The 19,859-nt window shown below is 38.5% G+C and carries 15 protein-coding genes and 1 tRNA gene; 12 read left to right on the forward strand and 4 right to left on the reverse strand.

Features of this window, described 5'->3' with window-relative positions:
• The first annotated feature begins 220 nt into the window (after positions 1-220).
• From KRODI_RS07730 to KRODI_RS07740, 3 genes are all read left to right on the forward strand, one after another.
• Positions 221-293 (forward strand) — tRNA-Gln (locus KRODI_RS07730).
• 239 nt (positions 294-532) lie between these two features.
• Positions 533-784, forward strand: a complete 252-nt coding sequence (locus tag KRODI_RS07735; protein WP_013751037.1) for a hypothetical protein — start codon at positions 533-535, stop codon at positions 782-784.
• Between the two features lie 59 nt (positions 785-843).
• Positions 844-1,344, forward strand: a complete 501-nt coding sequence (locus KRODI_RS07740) for a pyridoxamine 5'-phosphate oxidase family protein (RefSeq protein ID WP_013751038.1) — start codon at positions 844-846, stop codon at positions 1,342-1,344.
• On the opposite strand, the gene KRODI_RS07745 is transcribed toward KRODI_RS07740, so the two are convergent.
• The 3 genes from KRODI_RS07745 to KRODI_RS07755 form a co-directional block, all read right to left on the reverse strand.
• Positions 1,341-2,234: a mechanosensitive ion channel family protein gene (locus tag KRODI_RS07745; protein ID WP_013751039.1), complete on the reverse strand. Its 894-nt coding sequence runs from the start codon at positions 2,232-2,234 to the stop codon at positions 1,341-1,343. The two genes, KRODI_RS07740 and KRODI_RS07745, sit on opposite strands and share 4 nt — an antisense overlap.
• Positions 2,235-2,250: 16 nt before the next feature.
• Positions 2,251-4,065, reverse strand: coding sequence for an SLC13 family permease (locus KRODI_RS07750; protein ID WP_013751040.1), 1,815 nt, complete (start codon positions 4,063-4,065; stop codon positions 2,251-2,253).
• A 279-nt stretch (positions 4,066-4,344) separates the two neighbouring features.
• Positions 4,345-5,178 carry a universal stress protein gene (locus tag KRODI_RS07755; protein ID WP_013751041.1) on the reverse strand — a complete coding sequence of 278 codons (834 nt, stop codon included), beginning with the start codon at positions 5,176-5,178 and terminating at the stop codon, positions 4,345-4,347.
• A gap of 214 nt (positions 5,179-5,392) precedes the next feature.
• Here KRODI_RS07755 and rimP point away from each other — a divergent pair, with 214 nt between their 5' ends.
• From rimP to infB, 3 genes are read left to right on the forward strand one after another with little or no spacing between them, the layout of a single operon-like run.
• A complete protein-coding gene (gene rimP / locus KRODI_RS07760) occupies positions 5,393-5,857 on the forward strand; it encodes a ribosome assembly cofactor RimP (RefSeq protein WP_013751042.1) in 465 nt (154 codons plus the stop codon).
• 11 nt (positions 5,858-5,868) lie between these two features.
• A complete protein-coding gene (nusA, locus tag KRODI_RS07765) occupies positions 5,869-7,101 on the forward strand; it encodes a transcription termination factor NusA (protein ID WP_013751043.1) in 1,233 nt (410 codons plus the stop codon).
• Positions 7,102-7,153: 52 nt separating this feature from the next.
• The gene (gene infB, locus KRODI_RS07770) at positions 7,154-9,973 is read left to right on the forward strand and encodes a translation initiation factor IF-2 (protein WP_013751044.1); all 2,820 of its coding nucleotides are present in this window, start codon (positions 7,154-7,156) and stop codon (positions 9,971-9,973) included.
• Between the two features lie 329 nt (positions 9,974-10,302).
• On the opposite strand, the gene KRODI_RS07775 is transcribed toward infB, so the two are convergent.
• On the reverse strand, positions 10,303-10,698 hold the full coding sequence (locus KRODI_RS07775) for an SPOR domain-containing protein (RefSeq protein WP_013751045.1): 396 nt from the start codon (positions 10,696-10,698) through the stop codon (positions 10,303-10,305).
• Between the two features lie 221 nt (positions 10,699-10,919).
• Here KRODI_RS07775 and KRODI_RS07780 point away from each other — a divergent pair, with 221 nt between their 5' ends.
• The 6 genes from KRODI_RS07780 (at position 10,920) to KRODI_RS07805 (ending at position 19,837) form a co-directional block, all read left to right on the forward strand.
• Positions 10,920-12,218, forward strand: a complete 1,299-nt coding sequence (locus KRODI_RS07780; protein ID WP_013751046.1) for a c-type cytochrome — start codon at positions 10,920-10,922, stop codon at positions 12,216-12,218.
• Between the two features lie 95 nt (positions 12,219-12,313).
• Positions 12,314-15,385, forward strand: a complete 3,072-nt coding sequence (locus KRODI_RS07785; protein ID WP_013751047.1) for a TAT-variant-translocated molybdopterin oxidoreductase — start codon at positions 12,314-12,316, stop codon at positions 15,383-15,385.
• Positions 15,386-15,416: 31 nt separating this feature from the next.
• Positions 15,417-17,180 carry an NrfD/PsrC family molybdoenzyme membrane anchor subunit gene (gene nrfD / locus KRODI_RS07790; RefSeq protein WP_083811793.1) on the forward strand — a complete coding sequence of 588 codons (1,764 nt, stop codon included), beginning with the start codon at positions 15,417-15,419 and terminating at the stop codon, positions 17,178-17,180.
• Positions 17,181-17,186: 6 nt separating this feature from the next.
• Positions 17,187-17,717 (forward strand): DUF3341 domain-containing protein, encoded by a 531-nt coding sequence (locus KRODI_RS07795; protein ID WP_013751049.1) that lies wholly within the window; start codon positions 17,187-17,189, stop codon positions 17,715-17,717.
• 9 nt (positions 17,718-17,726) lie between these two features.
• A complete protein-coding gene (locus KRODI_RS07800; RefSeq protein WP_013751050.1) occupies positions 17,727-18,428 on the forward strand; it encodes a c-type cytochrome in 702 nt (233 codons plus the stop codon).
• A 26-nt stretch (positions 18,429-18,454) separates the two neighbouring features.
• Complete coding sequence (locus KRODI_RS07805) at positions 18,455-19,837, forward strand: hypothetical protein (protein ID WP_013751051.1); 1,383 nt, start codon at positions 18,455-18,457, stop codon at positions 19,835-19,837.
• Positions 19,838-19,859: the final 22 nt, after the last annotated feature.

The raw sequence follows: 19,859 nt of genomic DNA on the forward strand, positions 1-19,859 counted from the left end.
GCAATACGTGTGATTTGTGGTAACGTCATAGAGTCATTAATTATTGGGCTTAAAAAAATTTTTTCTGTCTCGGAATGCCATATTTAATTCAAATTCAAATGCTTGTATTGTATAGCGTGCTTCAAGAAGAATTTTTATTTTAAAAAAATGAGATTTTTTTAAAATAATGTTTGGATTTCTAAAACTTTGGTTTAAATTTGCACTCGCTATCACAAAATAGTGGCCTATGGTGTAACTGGCAACACGTCTGTTTTTGGTGCAGAAGAGTCTAGGTTCGAAACCTAGTGGGCCAACAAGAAACCCGATCTTTAATTAGATCGGGTTTTTTTTATGCGCTTAAGGTTTCAATAATATTCTTCCATATAATAATGTGCGCTCAACTATACCTGCGTATTAATATTTACTGGTATTCGTACCCCAAAATCCATCTCATATTTAAAATCATAAAGTCTCTTAAAAAAGTTATACTATTCTAAAAACCAATTGTTTTAGTGAGTTAAAAGATTAATTTTAAGATAAAAAATAAATTATCATGGATAAGAATGACAGACCATCGGTTATGAATGAGGAGCAATACGAAGCATTAAAGGGTAAGGGAATGAGCAAGGAGAAAGCTGCACGTATTGCAAATACGTCAGACGCTGGTAAAAAGGGAGGCGCCTCAAAACCTTATGAAGAGCGCTCTAAGAAGGAGCTTTATGAGCAAGCTAAGGATTTGGAAATAGATGGTCGAAGTAAGATGGATAAGGAAGAGTTGATAAAAGCTCTGAGAGAAGATTGCTGATTTATTTCACGTTTTCGCGAAAGCGAATAAAAAACAATAACAATTAAAACTAGCAGGGGTTGAGTCACAAAAATTTATATAGCGAAGAGGCTATAGAAAAACTACGAGATCTCGCAGAGTCTATTGATTTTGCAATGATGGCAACAGGTCTAGAAAAACTACCACTTCATATTGTGCCTATGAGTACAAAGAAAGTAGATGATAGGGGTTCTATCTGGTTTTTAAGTAATAGATATAGTTCTCATAACAAACACCTAGAAAAAGACGCTAGAGTACAGTTAATTTATGGAGATACAACAAGTGTGAGTTTTTTAAGTGTGTATGGTACTGTAAATATTACTACTAATCAAAAGATAATAGAAGAGCTTTATGCAAAAACAGATGATGCATGGTTTGACGGAAAAGAAGACCCAAACATATGTGCTCTAGAAGTTATACCGAGCCATGTACATTATTGGGATACTAAAGAGAGTGCGCTTGTCTCGCTAGTGTCTTTAGGTTTTGCGGCACTCACAGGGGAGCAGCAAGACTTGAATGAAGAAGGAAAGCTAGAGATTTAATCTCTAACTTTATTATTAAGTGCATTTATGGTTGCTTGAGGAATGTCTAGAGTTCTTATAGGGAAAGGGATGTTGATGTCCTCTTGAGCAAATAAGTCATTGATGAGAAGTATGGCTTTATCTTGAGCAGCATACATCTGACTTTTTTTAACGCAATCAATCCAAAATCTGGTCATAAAATTGATACTGCTATCTCCAAATTCTGTAAAATAAAACTCTATGCGTTCTCCATGTTCTAGTGGGAAATTATCAGTAATTGCTTTGGTAACTAGTTCTTTTACCTTGTGTAGGTTTGATCCATAGGCTACGCCACAACTCACGGTGATTCTGCCGCGTTTTACTAGAGAGTAGTTTACAAAAGGTTCTTCTATAAACTTCGAGTTAGGCATTATTACATAGTGGTTGTCGGGTCTTCTAAGAACAAGGTTGCGCAAGCTTATTTCATGAACAAATCCTCCATGTTCACTCGTTTCTACATAATCTCCTATTTTGATACGAGGCAAGAAGGAAAGCATAATACCAGAAAAAGTATTTGATAATGTGCTTTGCAGTGCAAGTCCAATTGCTAGCGCAACTACGCCAGCACCCGCAAGTATGGAGGTAAGCGCTTTATCTAGTTCTAGAACTCCTAGCGCTAAGAAAAATCCAAAGAGAAGAATGATACCGTAAACTATCTTTGAGATAATCCTGCGCATAGATTTATCTTGCATTTGTTTTCTCAAGATTCTGCGTAAGAGATTGCTAATACCTCTTGCTACAAAATATGAAAGCACCATTACCAGTATTGCAATTGCGATATTAGGTAGTTTGAGAATAATGGCATCCCACCAGCCTTCAAGTTTTAGTGTGAGTTTTGTAAACGTACCTGTGTTTTCTGCTTGTAAATACATATTTATTAAGGTGAGATTATAACATAGTTGATAGAATGAATGTTGCTAGTATCCATAAGATAATGGAGAGCATACCGCCTATAATTAAAAAATGTTTGAACTTATAGATACCTGTTCCGTAAATGAGAGTGTTGGTCTGGTAACCCACAGGGGTGAAAAAACTAAAATTTGCAGCAAACATAACTGCTAGAATAAATGGTTTTACTGGAAGACTTAATCCGGCAGCTAGTGATAGCGCTATAGGAGTCATAATTATAGCTGTGGCGTTATTTGAGATGGTACCACTTATTAACATGGTGAAGCCAAAAAGCAAGGCGATGACAACGGTAGGTGTTTGACCGTCTAGAAGCGTGAGTAGGTTTTCTGACAGCCATGTATCTGCGCCAGTGTTAGTCATAGCAACTCCCAGAGGAATCATGCCTGCAAGTAAAAATATAATTTGCCAGTTTATTTTGTGATACACATTTTCAAGTGAAATTGAGTTGGTGAGGAGCATGGCGGCAACTCCAGTAAGGGAAGCTCCTAAAATAGAGAGAACTCCAGAAGCCGCTAAGCCTATTACGCCTAACAGAATTATTAATGCAATGCTCTTTTGTAGTGTGGTCTTTCCTATTTTGTAGTCATGCTCATTTAAAATAGCGATGTTTTGTATGCTGTTTAATCTAGATATGGCAGTGGTTTGTGTTTCTACCAGTAAACGGTCTCCAGGTTTTACTCTTATGTTGTCAACATTTTTTCGCAGTAATCTTTCTTGAGTATTTCTTATGTTCTTTCGTTTGTTAATAGCAATAGGAAATGCGCCCTGAAGCGACATGTTTCTTAGGTTTTTAATGGTTTTACCTATCATTTCGGACCCAGGAAGTATAAGTAACTCTACATAGGTGAGTTTTTTATTTTCTGATTGTTGTTGTTCTTCGTTGTCAATTTTGGCGTTGTTTTCTTCCTGTTTCTCATTAAAGCTTATTTCATTGGTAGCTGATAGATCAGTAATCTCAGAAATTTCTGAGAGCAGAATAAGTTCGTCGTCTTCTTGTATGGTTACGTATTTTCCTGGCGCATTAATGACTTGGCGGTCTCTAATGAGTTTTAGAATATGCCCATTTTGGTTGGTTAAGAAGTCTATGTCTGCAATCTTCTTTCCTATAAAGGAAGCTTCTGGTTTTACTTTAATTGAGAATACATACTTGTCAATTCCGTAATCACCCTGTAGGTCTTTGCTTTTGTCTTTCGGTAAAAAGCGCGAGGCAATAGTCATAAAAATTACACCTACTAGAACAAATGCTAGACCTATAAAGGAAAACTCAAAAAAGCCTAAGCTTTCTGCTCCAGCTTCCTTGGCGAGGGAGTTTACGATAAGGTTAGTAGAAGTTCCCATAAGCGTACAGCTTCCTCCTAAAATTCCAGCAAAGGAAATAGGCATTAAGAGTTTTGAAGATGAAAAGTTATACTTTTCTGCAAGTTGAGAAACAATCTTTATGAAGATAATCACCACTGCTGTAGTGCTTATAAATGCAGATATGCCTGCAGATACAATCATAAATGCTGGCGTGATAAGTATAAGTGGCAAGAGTTTGAGTTTTCTAATGCCATCTGTAAGCCATTGTATGACCCCATTTTCTTCTAATCCTACAGCTAGAATCATGAGTGATAAAATGGTTATAGTTGCGGCGTTAGAAAAGCCGCTTATTGCTTCTTCTGGTGTAGTGAGTCCTAGGAGTAGTAGTGAGACTACTACAAACAGTGCAATCTTATCAATTGGGAAAAACTCTGTAACAAAGAGTATTATAGTGGCTCCAATTATTAGAAACACTAAAAGAATAGGTAGTTCCATATTTGATTTTAATGAAGATGTTGTTGATCTCCTAGTATAAATCTACAGTGGATTGACTTAATGTGATATGACTTTGTGTATATTTTGTGAGAATATTTATATATTCTTTAATTGTAGTTATTTGCTTTTGGTTAGTGAGTGTTAAGTATCACAAGTAAGCTAATGGTTTGCGTGTATTGTGTGGTGTTACGCTTTCGCGAAAGCATAAAAAATCTAGAGCACATCAAGAGTGAATATTCCCTCAAATATTCAGTAATGAATTATGATCTAGACTATATTTTAAATTCTAAAAGTGATTACGGGTCGTTTTGCGTGATTTACAAGTCCTTCACTCAAGGATCCATTTAAGAAATGAGCGAGTCCTTTGCGGCCGTGGGTTGCGATACCTACGAGTCCAGAGTCAATCATCTCTGCAAAGTGAAGGATACCGCTTTCTATCGTGTTGTCATTATAGATGTTTAATGTGCAATTTTCTACTTGCCCTTCTACATCCATGAACTTTTTCATTTGTTCTTCAACCTCATGAGTTGATCTAAAGTCTCCAGGTGTATTTACATAAAGCATGTGAAGTTGTGCGTTGTTTATTTTGGCAAATGCGATAGCTTGTTTAAAAGCATTGTGATTCTCTGCTTGAAAGTCAAGCGCATAAATAAAGTTTTCAATTTCAAAATGCTCATGTCTGTTCTTAATAATAAGTACTGGAATTTTAGAATTACGCACTACTTTCTCTGCATTCGAACCAATAAAGAATTCATGTAAACCGCTATCTCCGTGGGATCCCATGACAATTAGGTCTGATTGATATTTGTCTACATAATCCATAATTCCCTCAAATGCACCGTCAAACTCTGCACTTTCTTCTATAGTTACTCCATCAAGAAAAGGTGCGCTCATCATAGATTCAAATCTTTGATGAGCAAGTTTCATGAAGAAAATTGCCTCGGGAAGTTCGCTTTGATTTCCGGTAACAGCATCTACGAGTGTCATGGGGAGGTCTACCATGTGCAGTAAATTAATAGACGCATTGTGTTTCTTTGCTAAATCTGCAGCAACTCTTAGCGCATTTTCGGCCTGTTCAGAAAAATCTGTGGGTACAAGTATTTTTTTAATCATGCTAATAATTATTTAGTGAATCTGGATATCAAGATAGACGCGCTGTCGTCCCGTAGTACAGATGTAAATACTCATTAAGAAAGGCATCTTAAATTTACAAAATAATACTCACGGTTTTAGGCTTTTAAAAACGGATAATTTGTAGTATATTTGCACCGTTGAAAGACGAAGTGAATACAGAGGGGACAGCGGTCCCCTCTTTTTATAGGCTTATATGTTGAAGGAAAAAGTAACCAATTTACTACAAGAAGCGCTGGATGAGAATCCAAGTTTATTTTTGATTAGTCTTGATATTCAAGGAAATAACGAGGTTAAAATCATTATAGACGGTGATAGTGGTGTGACAGTTGAGGATTGCATGGCGGTGAGTCGTAAGGTAGAACATAACTTAGATCGTGAGGAAGAAGACTTCTCGCTAGAAGTGATGTCTGCTGGCGCAACGAGCCCTTTGGAAATTCCGAGACAGTACAAAAAGAATATAGGTAGACACCTAGAAGTGAAGACGCAGGATGGTGAGAAAATCGAAGGGTTGATGACCGAGGCGACAGATGCAGAGATTACGCTTACTTGGAAAACAAGAGAGCCTAAGCCTGTAGGTAAAGGAAAAGTAACTGTCGAAAAGATAGAAACATTCCCTTACAATGAGATAGTTCAAGCAAAAGTGATGATTAAATTTTAACAAATGTTGATATGGAGAATTTAGCGTTAATCGATTCTTTTTCAGAATTCAAGGACGATAAATTAATAGATCGTGTAACCTTAATGGCCATCTTAGAAGAGGTGTTCAGAAGTACGTTAAAGAGACGTTTTGGTAGTGATGATAACTTTGATATTATTATAAATCCTGATAAAGGAGATCTTGAGATCTGGCGTAACCGTGTGGTTGTGGCAGATGGTGAGGTTGAAGATGATAATGAAGAGATTTCATTAACTGATGCTCGCAAGATTGAGGAAGATTTTGAAGTAGGAGAAGATGTTTCTGAGGAGGTAAAGCTTTTTGACTTAGGTCGACGTTCTATTTTGGCATTGCGTCAAAATTTAATTAGCAAGATTCACGAGCATGATAATACTAACATTTACAAGCAGTTTAAAGAGCTTGAAGGTGAGTTGTATACTGCAGAGGTGCATCATATAAGACATAGAGCGATCATTTTACTTGATGATGATGGAAACGAGATTATCTTGCCAAAAGATCGTCAGATTCCTTCAGATTTTTTCCGTAAAGGAGAAAATGTACGTGGAGTAATTGAGAGCGTAGAGTTGAAGGGTAATAAGCCTTCAATTGTTATGTCTCGTACATCCCCATTGTTCTTAGAAAAATTATTTGAGTCTGAAATACCAGAAGTTTTTGATGGTTTAATTACTGTCAAGAATGTTGTGCGTATACCAGGGGAGAAGGCAAAAGTAGCAGTAGACTCTTATGATGATCGTATTGATCCAGTAGGAGCCTGTGTAGGTATGAAGGGTTCTCGTATTCACGGTATTGTACGTGAGTTAGGAAATGAGAATATTGATGTGATAAATTACACAACAAACCTTAACTTGTATATTACTAGAGCTTTAAGCCCTGCGCGTATTACAAGTATTAAGATTAATGAGGAAAATAAAACCGCACAAGCAGTTCTTAAACCTGAAGAGGTTAGTAAGGCTATAGGTCGCGGTGGTCATAACATTCGTTTGGCCGGACAGCTTACTGGATATGAGATTGACGTTTACAGAGAAGGGGTAGAGGAAGACGTTGAGCTTACAGAATTTTCAGATGAGATAGAAGCGTGGGTGATTGAAGCTTTCGCGAAAATTGGTCTTGATACCGCAAGAAGCGTATTAGAGCAAGATGCAGAAGATCTAGTACGTCGTACAGATTTAGAAGAAGAAACAGTTCTTGATGTGATGAGAATCCTTAAGGCAGAATTTGAAGAATAGAGTACCCTACAAGCGGAAGTAAGTAGGTTAAGAATAAAATTTAGAGCAGTTTATGGCAGCAGCAACAATGCGATTAAACAAGGTATTACGAGAAATGAACATTTCTCTTGATCGTGCCGTTGAGTTCCTAGGAACCAAAGGTATCGAGATAGAGGCGCGTCCGACTACGAAAATCACTACGGAGGTTTACGAGGTGCTTTCGGGGGAATTTCAAACGGATGCCAATAAGAAAGTAGCTTCTAAGGAAGTTGCCGAAGCAAAAGAGAAAGAGAAGGAGGCACTGCGCGCCGCTCGAGAAGTTGAGATCGAAGCAAAAGCTGAGGCAAAAGCCGAGGCGCCTAAAAAGCAAGAGGTTGTTAAGGCTAAAGCACAGCTTAGCGGACCAAAGCAAGTGGGTAAAATCGATCTTAGTAAACCAGCAGGAAATATAGCAGACCGTAAGGAAGCTAAAAAAGAAGCTGTAGAAGATGTGAAGCCAGTGGAAGAGGTTAAGCCTGTAAAAGAGGTGAAGACTGAAGACGCGGCTACTCCAAAGGTAGATGTGAAAGAAACTCCAGCTCCTGTGGTCGAAGCAAAGAAGGAAGAGGTTAAATCTGAAATCAAAGCTAAAGCGCCAGAGAAAAAGGAAGCTTCAGTAGCTAAAAAGGAAGAAGCAAAACCTGCGGATTCTAAAGCTAAGAAAGAGGAAAAAGAAGTGCGTTTAGGGGACGAAGTTCTCAAGACGGATTATAAAAAACTTAACGGTCCTAACTTTACAGGGCAGAAGATTGATCTTTCTAAGTTTAAAAAACCTGAGAAAAAATCATCTGCTTCCGACGATAAGAAAAAACGTCGTCGCCGTATTACAAAGCCAGGAACTACTACAGGTGGTTCAAAACCTGGAGGAAATAATACGCGTGGGGGTAATAATTCTCGAGGCGGAAATAACGCTGGTAAAGGTAGAGGTCGTGTTGTCAAAGCAGAGCCTACTGAAGAAGAAGTACAAAAGCAAATTCGTGAGACTCTTGAAAAACTTCAAGGAAAGTCAAGCAAAGGAAAAGGAGCAAAATATCGTCGTGATAAGCGTGATCAACACCGTCAGAAGACAGAAGATGATCAGGCACAGCAGGATATAGAAAGTAAAATCCTTAAAGTAACAGAATTTGTTACGGTAAGTGAGGTTGCTACTATGATGGATGTAGGTGTTACTCAAATTATATCAGCGTGTATGTCACTTGGTATGATGGTGACAATGAACCAGCGTCTTGATGCAGAAACGATTTCTATTGTTGCAGATGAGTTTGGATATACAGTAGAATTTGTAAATGCAGACATCGAGGATTCTATCGAAGAGGTAGTTGACTTGCCAGAAGATCTTGTTGAAAGAGCTCCTATTGTAACTGTAATGGGTCACGTAGATCATGGTAAAACATCTTTACTTGATTACATACGTGAAGAAAACGTTATTGCAGGTGAGAGTGGAGGAATCACACAGCACATTGGTGCTTACGGTGTACAACTTGAAAATGGTAAAAAGGTAGCATTCTTAGATACTCCAGGTCACGAAGCCTTTACGGCAATGCGTGCACGTGGTGCCCAGGTTACTGATATTGCAGTAATCGTAGTTGCAGCAGATGATAGTATAATGCCACAAACTAAAGAGGCAATCTCTCACGCACAAGCAGCGGGAGTGCCTATCGTTTTTGCAATTAACAAGATAGATTTGCCAGCAGCAAATCCAGAGAAAATAAAAGAAGGACTTGCTCAAATGAATCTTCTAGTAGAAGATTGGGGAGGTAAAATACAATCGCAAGAAATTTCTGCAAAGAAAGGAACTGGAGTTAAGGAATTACTTGAAAAAGTATTACTTGAAGCAGAGCTACTTGAGCTTAAGGCAAACCCTAATAGAAATGCAAATGGAACTGTAGTTGAAGCTTTCCTTGACAAAGGACGTGGCTATGTATCTACTATTCTTGTGCAGGCGGGTACGCTTGCGGTAGGTGATTATGTATTAGCCGGTACAACATCTGGAAAGGTGAAGGCAATGCATGATGAGCGCGGTAAGAAAATTAAAAAAGCGGGTCCATCTACTCCGGTTTCAGTGTTAGGACTTGATGGAGCTCCTCAAGCTGGTGACAAGTTTGTTGTGATGTCAGATGAGCGTGAAGCAAAAGATATTGCAACAAAGCGTACGCAATTACAGCGTGAGCAAAACGTGCGTACACAACGTCATATTACACTTGATGAAATAGGTCGTCGTATCGCATTAGGAGACTTTAAGGAGCTTAATATTATCCTTAAAGGGGATGTAGATGGATCAGTTGAGGCTCTTACAGATAGTTTCCAGAAATTATCTACAGAGGAAATCGCTGTAAATATTATTCACAAAGGTGTTGGTGCTATAACGGAAAGTGATGTGCTTCTAGCTTCTGCATCAGATGCAATAATCATTGGGTTTAATGTTCGACCAGCTGGAAATGCTAGACAAGTTGCAGATAAGGAAGAAATCGATATCCGTACATACTCAATTATCTATGACGCGATAAACGATCTTAAAGATGCAATGGAAGGTATGCTTTCTCCAGAGATGAGAGAAGAGATAACTGGTACTGCAGAGATCCGTGAGACATTCAAGATATCTAAAGTGGGTACAATCGCAGGTTGTATGGTTATGAACGGTAAGATCTTTAGAAATTCAAACATCCGTCTTATCCGTGATAGTGTAGTGGTTTATACTGGTACTCTTGCGGCCTTAAAACGATTTAAGGATGACGTTAAGGAAGTATCAAAAGGATATGACTGTGGTATGCAGATTAAGAATTACAACGATATTAAAATTGACGATGTAATCGAAGCATTCCAAGAAGTAGCTGTAAAGAAGAAGCTTAAATAGAATTACAGAATACTTAATTATATAAATCGCTTAGGAGTAATCTTAAGCGATTTTTTTATGCGCTTTCGCGAAAGTGTTACAGGCTAATTATAATGTTGCTTGTGATGTCTGTCGTTATCTCAATTAAGCGTAGTTGTTTGATTGCAATAGTAGGTTTGGTAAGGCTCAGGTTGAGCTCTGTTAGTGAAGTTGTGGTTGATGCGATTAGGGCTTTATGAGCACCTTCTAATGTGTTTTGCTGGAGAGAACTATGTTTTCTAAACTAAGCATAAAAAAAACCCTTAAAAACAGTTGTGTTGATAAGGATGTGTAATTGGTGTCGTGATTGATTAGTCGCGACCATCTGGTTTGAAGATGAAAGCGCTTGGAAAGTCTTTCTTAATTTCCATAAGAGCTCTGTCTGCCTCGCGTCTGTTTCTAAAACTTCCTATCCATACTTTATAGTTAGGGGTTTCGTGCTTTATAGACGAAGACCACGTCCCTACACGATTTCTGTATTTTTTTAATGTTGAGCTTGCAGTATTTAAGCTTCCAGAATAGAGTTGTATTTTATATCTATCTGTTAACTTACCTTCTTTTTCAAGACTGCTTTTTAAATCAAGAAGTTCTGTGATTCTTTCATCTTGATTTATAGTAGATTGTGCGGTTTGTGCTTTCGCGAAAGCGAATGAAAACACAGCGGCGGCTAGTGTTAATTGTATGTTTTTAAACGTAATGCCGTTCATAGTTGTTATATTTTTTGTAAAGGTAAAAGTTTAAAACTTAAACAAATTAAAATTATTATTTAGAACTATTATAAATTAATAAGAACCCTTGTAAGGTGTCTTTGAAAATGCCGTTTGTGTAGTATTTTTGCTAACCATTTTGCGTGCGAGATTAACAGGCTCTTAACAACATTATTTGTCTAAAAATCGTGCCATCTTTTTGAAGCTAATTCAATATTAATATGATACAGGTTAAACGCCAAAATTCATTCACAAGAGTCCTTACCCTAGCCGTGGTGGTGATTCTTACACTTTCAAGTTCTCTTTTTGCGCAAGACGCTCCTGTTGCTGATGCTAAGGCTGGTGAAGCTTTATTCAAAGCAAATTGTGCTGCTTGTCATAAACTGTATAAGCCTATGACGGGTCCATTACTTCATCAGGTTTCTGAGAAGTATGACCGTGAGTGGTTGTACAAGTGGATTAAAAATAGTCAGGGTCTTATAAAGTCTGGAGATGCACTTGCGGTAAAAGTGTATGAGGAAAACGGTAATAAAGTGATGAACTCTTTTCCTGCCTTGTCTAATGCAGATATAGATAACATACTCGCTTATACGGATACGCCAAAACCTGAAGCTCCAGCTCCAACTGCTGTAGTAGGAGGTGCGGATGGTAATCAAGGTGGTGGCGTTTCAAATAACTTAATCCTTGCGATTCTTGGATTTGTGCTGTTGCTTCTTATTGCAGTGCTATTTTTGGTAAATAATACGCTTAATAAGTTTGCCTCAGCTCAAGGTATTGAAGTTGCTGAGAGGGAAAAGCGCAAGCCTATCTGGAAAGCATTTGTTGAAAATCAATTCTTAGTGCTTGTTTCTGTAGTCTTCCTTTTGTTAGGTAGTGCATATTTTGCATATGGATGGATGTCTCAAATAGGAGTTGATCAAGGTTATATGCCGGTGCAGCCTATCCATTATTCACACAGAATTCACGCAGGTGAAAATGCAATCGAGTGTAAATATTGTCACTCATCTGCACGTGTCTCCAAGCACTCAGGGATACCTTCATTAAACATCTGTATGAACTGTCATAAGTCTATCGCAGAAGTTGCGGGACCTGAGTCTGAGTTTACATCTGTTACTGAGGATTACTCTAAAGAGTTTTACGATAAAGAAATTCAAAAGCTTTACAAAGCTGTAGGTTGGGATGAGTCAACACAATCTTACACTGGGGAAACTCAAGCTGTAGAGTGGGTTCGTATTCATAACCTTCCAGACTTTGCATACTTTAATCACTCTCAGCACGTAAGTGTTGCAGGCATTGAGTGTCAGAAATGTCACGGTCCTGTAGAGGAGATGGAAGTTATGTATCAACATGCTCCTCTTACAATGGGATGGTGTATTAATTGTCACCGAGAAACAAACGTGAAGATTGAAGGTAATGAGTATTACACAGAGATTCACGAGCAACTTGCAAAGAAGTATGGTGTTGAGAAAGTAACTGCTGCTCAAATGGGTGGTCTAGAATGTGGTAAGTGTCACTACTAGTATAATGCGAGTGCCAGTCACATCATTATAAGATGTGTATGTTAACCGAAACGAATTATCGATCTAAAGAAGATCACAATTAATAAATTAAGTATATGTCATCAAACAAGAAATACTGGAAAAGTGTCGATGAGCTCCAAGGAGACTCATCTATCGAGGCGCTAAGACAGAATGAGTTTGTACAAGAAATTCCGACAGATGAATTTTTAGGTGATAAGGAAACGCTTGAGGCTTCAGAAACTACACGTCGTGATTTCTTGAAGTATGTAGGTTTCTCTACTGCCGCAGCTTCCCTCGCAGCTTGTGAAGGTCCTGTTGTTAAATCTGTTCCTTACGTAGTGCAGCCAGAGCAAATTGTTCCTGGTGTGGCAGACTATTATGCAACAACAATTGCAGATGGTTTTGACTTTGCAAGTGTTCTTGTAAAGACACGTGAAGGTCGCCCTATCAAGATTGAGAATAACGATTTAGCTAAAGGTGGTTTTGGAGCAAATGCTCGTGTTCATGCATCTGTATTAGGAATGTATGATACTAATCGTGCACAATTCCCTACTGCTGCTGGTGAAGAAGCTTCTTGGTCAGATATAGATAAGGGTGTTATAGGCGCACTTCAAGGAGGAAAGAAAGCGGTGTTGCTTACGCAAACATTTGCAAGTCCCTCTACAGATAAACTTATAGAAGAGTTTAAAGCTAAGTTTCCTAATGTATCGCACGTAGCGTACGATGCTGCTGGGGAGCAATTTGCTTTGGATGCTTTTGAAATGAAATACGGTTTCCGTGCATTACCGGATTATGACTTTGCTAAAGCAGATGTTATAGTTGCTGTAGGTGCAGACTTTGTTGGAGATTGGAATGGTGGTGGATATGATTCTGCTTACGGTAAGAAGCGTGTTCCAAAAAATGGAAAGATGTCTAAGCATTTCCAGTTTGAGGCGAACATGTCTCTTTCTGGTGCAAATGCAGATGTACGTGTACCATCTACGCCATCACAACAAAAATTAATAGTACAAGCTCTTGCTGGTGGTTCTGTATCTGGTTTGCCAGAAGGAATAATGACAAAAGTTGCTCAAGCTCGTAAGGCATTACTTGCGGCTGGAGATAGCGGACTTCTTATAACAGGAGTTCAGGATGTGGCAACTCAGAAAATAGCGCTAGATTTTAATGCTGGTAAGTCTGTTATGGACACTGCTAAGCCTAAGATGACTCGCTCTGGAGATGCGCGCAAGATGATGCAGCTTGTAAAAGATATGAATGCTGGGCAAGTAGGAACTCTTATTATGGCGGGTGTAAACCCAGCATATAGTTTACCTAATGCTTCAGAATTTACAGAAGGGCTTAAGAAGGTAGATGTTTCAGTTGCTTGTTCTATAAGAGCAGACGAGACTGCAGCTTTGTCTACACATATAGCTCCTGTGCCACATTACCTAGAATCTTGGGGGGATGTGCAGATTAAAATGGGAGAGGTAAGCCTTCAGCAACCTACGATAAAAGAAATTTTCAATACTCGTCAATTTCAACAAAGTTTGTTGACTTGGATGGGTGAGGATAAAACATATTACGAGTATCTCAAGGATACCATGACTTCGGCTGGACTTCCTTTCAATAAGTCTGTTCAAGCTGGTGTTGTTGAAACTAACGCTTTCGCGAAAGCGGTTACACCTTCAAACACATCGATTACTTCAGATGCTGGATTATCTAGCGCATTACAAGAAGGTACTGGTGATTTTGAATTGACGTTATACACAATGACATCAATGGGTGACGGTACACAGGCAAACAACCCTTGGTTGCAAGAAATGCCTGATCCGTTAACACGTTGTACTTGGGATAACTACTTGACAATGTCTGAGGCAGATGCCAAAGAGAAAGGATTGTGGTTTGATAGAAGTACATTCTTTACAGAAGCACGACACAATGCAAACGGTGGTCTTAACGGTCATTATGCAAATGTTACTGTTAACGGTGTTACCTTAGAGAATGTTCCTGTAATGATTCAGCCAGGTCAGGCTAAAGGGTCTGTGGGTCTTGCAGTAGGATATGGTCGTAAAAATGGAATTCAAGAGGAGATGCAAACGGGTGTAAATGCATTTCCGTTAATGCAGAACTTCCAGACAACTCAAAAGGTATCTATTGAAAAAGTAGGTGGTGTTCATGAATTTGCATCTGTGCAACTTCATAACACATTGATGGGTCGTGGTGATATTGTAAAAGAAACTACGCTCGAAATCTTCAATACAAAAGATAAGCACTCTTGGAATGTAATGCCAGAAGTGAGTAAAGGTCATATAGAATATGAAGTAACTTCACCAGAAGTTGACCTTTGGGATGAATTTGATCGTTCTATTGGGCACCACTTCAATCTTGCTATTGACCTGAATGCGTGTACTGGTTGTGGTGCTTGTGTTATTGCTTGTCATGCAGAGAATAATGTTCCTGTTGTAGGTAAGTCAGAAATACGTCGTAGTCGCGATATGCACTGGTTACGTATTGATAGATATTACTCTTCTGAGGAGACGTTTGAGCTTGATGATACTAAGAAAAACGATTTTAGTGGTTTAGGTGGGGATAAAGGTTCTCTTGGAGGATTTGGTGAGCTAGAAGATCCAGCGGCAAACCCGCAGGTCGCTTTCCAGCCTATCATGTGCCAGCACTGTAACCACGCACCATGTGAAACAGTTTGTCCAGTTGCAGCATCTGCACACGGTAAGCAAGGTCAAAACCATATGACGTACAACCGTTGTGTAGGTACTAGATATTGTGCAAATAACTGTCCATATAAAGTACGTCGTTTTAACTGGTTCCTATATAACGGGAATGATGAGTTTGATTACCACATGAATAACGACCTTGGTCGTATGGTAATTAACCCAGACGTAACAGTTCGTTCACGAGGAGTTATGGAGAAATGTTCTATGTGTATTCAAATGACACAGAAGACTATTCTTGATGCAAAGCGTGATGGACGTAAAGTAAAAGACGGAGAGTTTGCTACAGCTTGCTCTAACGCTTGTACAAGTGGAGCTCTTGCCTTTGGAGATATAAACGATAAGGAAAGTGAAATTGAAACGCTTAGAACAGATGATCGTATGTATCACTTGCTTGAGCATGTAGGAACAAAACCTAATGTATTTTACCAGACAATGGTACGTAATACAGAAGAAGCATAAAAACAACTAATCTAAAGACTAATTATATAGGATTATGGCGCATTACGAAGCACCTATACGAAGACCACTAGTTACCGGAGATAAAACTTATCACGATGTAACTTTAGATATAGTCGCTCCTGTTGAAGGACGAGCTAATAAATCATGGTGGATCGTATTCTCTATCGCACTTGTTGCTTTCTTATGGGGAATAGGCTGTATTATCTATACTGTAACAAACGGTATTGGTAGTTGGGGTCTAAACAAAACCGTAGGATGGGCTTGGGATATTACCAACTTTGTATGGTGGGTAGGAATCGGGCACGCAGGAACATTGATATCTGCGGTACTATTATTATTCCGTCAGAAGTGGCGTATGGCAATTAACCGCTCGGCAGAGGCGATGACTATCTTCTCTGTAGTTCAAGCTGGTTTATTTCCTATTATCCACATGGGCCGTCCATGGCTAGCGTATTGGGTACTTCCTATACCTAATCAATTTGGTTCTCTATGGGTAAACTTTAACTCACCGCTACTATGGGATGTATTTGCAATTTCTACATATCTTTCTGTATCACTGGTGTTTTGGTGGACTGGATTGCTTCCTGATTTTGCGATGATACGTGATAGAGCTGTAAAGCCTTTCCAAAAGAAGATTTATAGTCTACTTGCCTTTGGTTGGTCTGGTAGAGCAAAAGATTGGCAGCGTTTTGAAGAAGTGTCTTTGGTACTTGCAGGTCTAGCAACACCATTAGTACTTTCGGTACACACGATTGTATCTTTTGACTTTGCGACATCGGTAATACCTGGGTGGCACACCACGATTTTCCCTCCTTACTTTGTTGCAGGAGCGGTTTTCTCAGGGTTTGCCATGGTAAATACACTTCTTATTATAATGCGTAAAGTTGTAAGTCTTGAAGCTTACATTACTGTTCAACATATTGAGCTTATGAACATCGTAATTATGATTACGGGTTCTATAGTAGGTGTTGCTTATATTACAGAGTTGTTTATGGCTTGGTATTCTGGTGTAGAATATGAGCAGTATGCATTCTTAAACAGGGCTACTGGTCCTTATGCATGGTCTTATTGGGCAATGATGACATGTAATGTGTTTTCTCCACAGTTTATGTGGTTTCCTAAGTTGAGAAGATCAATAATGTTTTCTTTTATTATTTCTATTGTAGTAAATATAGGAATGTGGTTTGAGCGTTTCGTGATTATTGTAACTTCACTTCACCGTGATTATTTACCTTCATCATGGACAATGTTCTCACCTACATTTGTAGATATAGGTATCTTTATAGGTACTATAGGTTTCTTCTTTGTATTGTTCTTATTATATGCCCGTACATTCCCGGTGATTGCACAAGCAGAAGTAAAAACAATCATGAAGTCTTCTGGAGAGCGTTACAAGAAATTACGTGAGTCAGGACAATCATTAGTAGGTACAGGAGCAGATCCTCGTACATCTGGTGGGCCTGTAAAAATTAATCTTGATGGTGCATATATTGCAAAACCTCAGGAGGTCTCTGAAGGGGAAACTATAATAGCTGAGGATAATCATGGTGCTGTATCGTTAACCGATCGCTTGGGATCATTTGACGCTGCAACACAAAAAGCAGATGATCTAAAGGTTATTAACGGCATTGGTCCAAAGATGGAAGAGAAACTTAATGTTCTAGGCATTTACACGTACGAGCAGGTAAGTAGAATGACATCTAGTGAGTATTCGTTACTTGATAATCTAACTGGATCATTTCCTGGTCGTGCAGAGCGCGATGACTGGGCTGGTCAAGCTAACAATCTTAAATAATTAAGTATGGCATCTACAGTTATACACGCAATATATACAGATGACGACATTCTTATGAATGCTGTTAAAGAGGTAAAGAAGAAGCATCTTCATATTAATGATATATTTACCCCTTTCCCTGTACACGGACTTGACAAGGCCATGGGTCTTGCCCCTACTCGTCTTGCAATTACAGCATTTCTTTATGGATGTGTTGGTATTACAGTGGCGACATTAATGATGAACTTCATAATGATTGAAGATTGGCCGCAGAATATTGGTGGTAAACCTTCTTTTAGTTACATAGAAAACATGCCTGCTTTTGTGCCTATCATGTTTGAACTTACAGTGTTTTTTGCTGCTCACTTGATGGTTATAACTTTCTACTTAAGAAGTAGATTGTGGCCATTTAAGAAGGCTGAAAATCCAGATGTACGTACAACAGATGATCATTTCCTTATGGAAATAGACGCAACTGGTAAGGATGGAGAGGAGCTCGCAAACTTTTTAGTTACAACTGGAGCTGTAGAAATTAATTTAATTGCAAACGAAGCATAAGCCAACGCAATGAAGAATATATCTAAAATAGCTATTTTATTAATTGCCTTTGCAAGTGTTATCTCTTGCCAAGATGATAATAAACCTAACTATCAGTATATGCCTAATATGTATGAGTCCGTAGGTTACGAGACTTATGGTAAATATGAGGTTTTTCCTGATGGTTATGAAGCACTTGAACCTGCAGAAGGATCTGTTATGAGAGGTTGGATGCCTTATGATTTTGAAAATACTCCAGAAGGTAAAGCTTCCGCAAAAGCTGATTTGAAAAATCCGCTTCCACTTACAGAAGACAATTATGTAAAGGGTAACGAACTGTATAATATTTACTGTTCAATCTGTCACGGTGTAAAAGGTGATGGTAAGGGTAATCTTGCGAAACGCGAGAAAATACTAGGTGTACCTGCCTATAACGATGCCGGTAGAGCTATTACTGAAGGCAGTGTATATCACGTAATGTACTATGGTATTAACTCTATGGGGTCTTATGCTTCTCAAATGACTGAAGACGAGCTTTGGATGGTTGATCACTATGTAATGGGGCTTAAAGATGCACTAGATGGTAAGCCGCAGAGAGAGTTTACTGCTTCCGAAATCATTTCGGAGATGACTGAAGGTAAGATTGACACTGATTTAAACGAGGGCGCAGTCGATGCTATTCCAGGTCCAGAATCTGAGCCAATGAATGCTCAAGGTAACGAACAAAACTAATTAACGGAACAACCGATATTTAAGATATGTATACATTATCTAAGAACTTAAAATTATCAGCTATCATTTTTATGGTAGTAGGGGCGTTACTATTTGCAGTTGATGCAATGTTTATGCCTTCTTCAATATCAGATATTGAAGCTATGCATGCTGGTGATGATCACGGCACTGGTCATGAAGTAGCAGAAGTAAATGATTCACACGGATCTATTGCCACAGCAAAGGGTCACAGTGAAGATCATGCAGTTGCTAGTCATCAAGCCGAAGAGGGTCATGCTATGAGCGAAGCAGAACACAACCAACATCTTTTGGATGGATATAAAAATAAGCCATGGTCTGCAGTATATGTTGCAGCATTCTTCTTCTTTATGATATCATTAGGGTGTCTAGCGTTTTATGCCGTGCAATATGCAGCTCAAGCTGGATGGTCACCTTTATTATTAAGGGTAATGGAGGCAATAACGGGATATCTACTACCTGGGAGTATTATTATGTTGATTTTGTTAGCCCTTTCTGGTTTTCATTTTAATCATATTTTTCATTGGATGGCAGATGGAATAACGGATCCAACGAGTGAGAACTATGATAAGTTAATCGCAGGAAAGGCAGATTGGTTAAATGTTCCATGGTTATTGATTAGAGCCGTAATATTTATAGCGGGTTGGAATGTATATAGATTTTTTGCTGTTAAATTTTCTAAAGAGCAAGACGAGGCTACCGATAATAGATCGCACAAGAAATCGTTTAAACTTGCTGCAGCATTCTTGGTATTCTTTTTGTACACTGAGTCTATGATGTCTTGGGATTGGATTATGTCAATCGATCCGCACTGGTTTAGTACTTTATTTGGATGGTACGTGCTTGCAGGTATGATGGTTTGTGGTATCACAACAATCGCCCTAATAACTATGATTCTTAAAGGGGCGGGTTATTTACAAAATGTAAATGATAGTCATATACATGACTTAGCAAAGTTTATGTTTGGATTTAGTATTTTTTGGACTTATTTATGGTTCTCTCAGTTCATGCTTATTTGGTATTCAAATATTCCAGAAGAGGTGACATACTATATCCAACGTATAGAAGACTATAATTTGCCTTTCTTTGGAATGCTTATAATGAACTTCTTATTCCCTTTATTAATACTGATGAACAGTGATTTTAAACGTGTGAATTGGTTTGTCGTTATGGCTGGAATTGTTATATTATTTGGCCATTATGTAGATATTTTCAATATGGTTATGCCAGGAACTGTAGGTCAGGCATGGTCGTTTGGATTTGTAGAGTTGGGATCTCTTATGTTCTTCTTTGGTTTGTTTGTATTGATTGTATTTACATCACTTACAAAACGTCCATTAGAGCCTAAGCGTAATCCACTTATTGAAGAAAGTAAACACTTTCATTATTAGAATATAGATATAAAGAAGTTAG

Source organism: Dokdonia sp. 4H-3-7-5 (assembly GCF_000212355.1).
Taxonomy (GTDB): Bacteria; Bacteroidota; Bacteroidia; order Flavobacteriales; family Flavobacteriaceae; genus Dokdonia.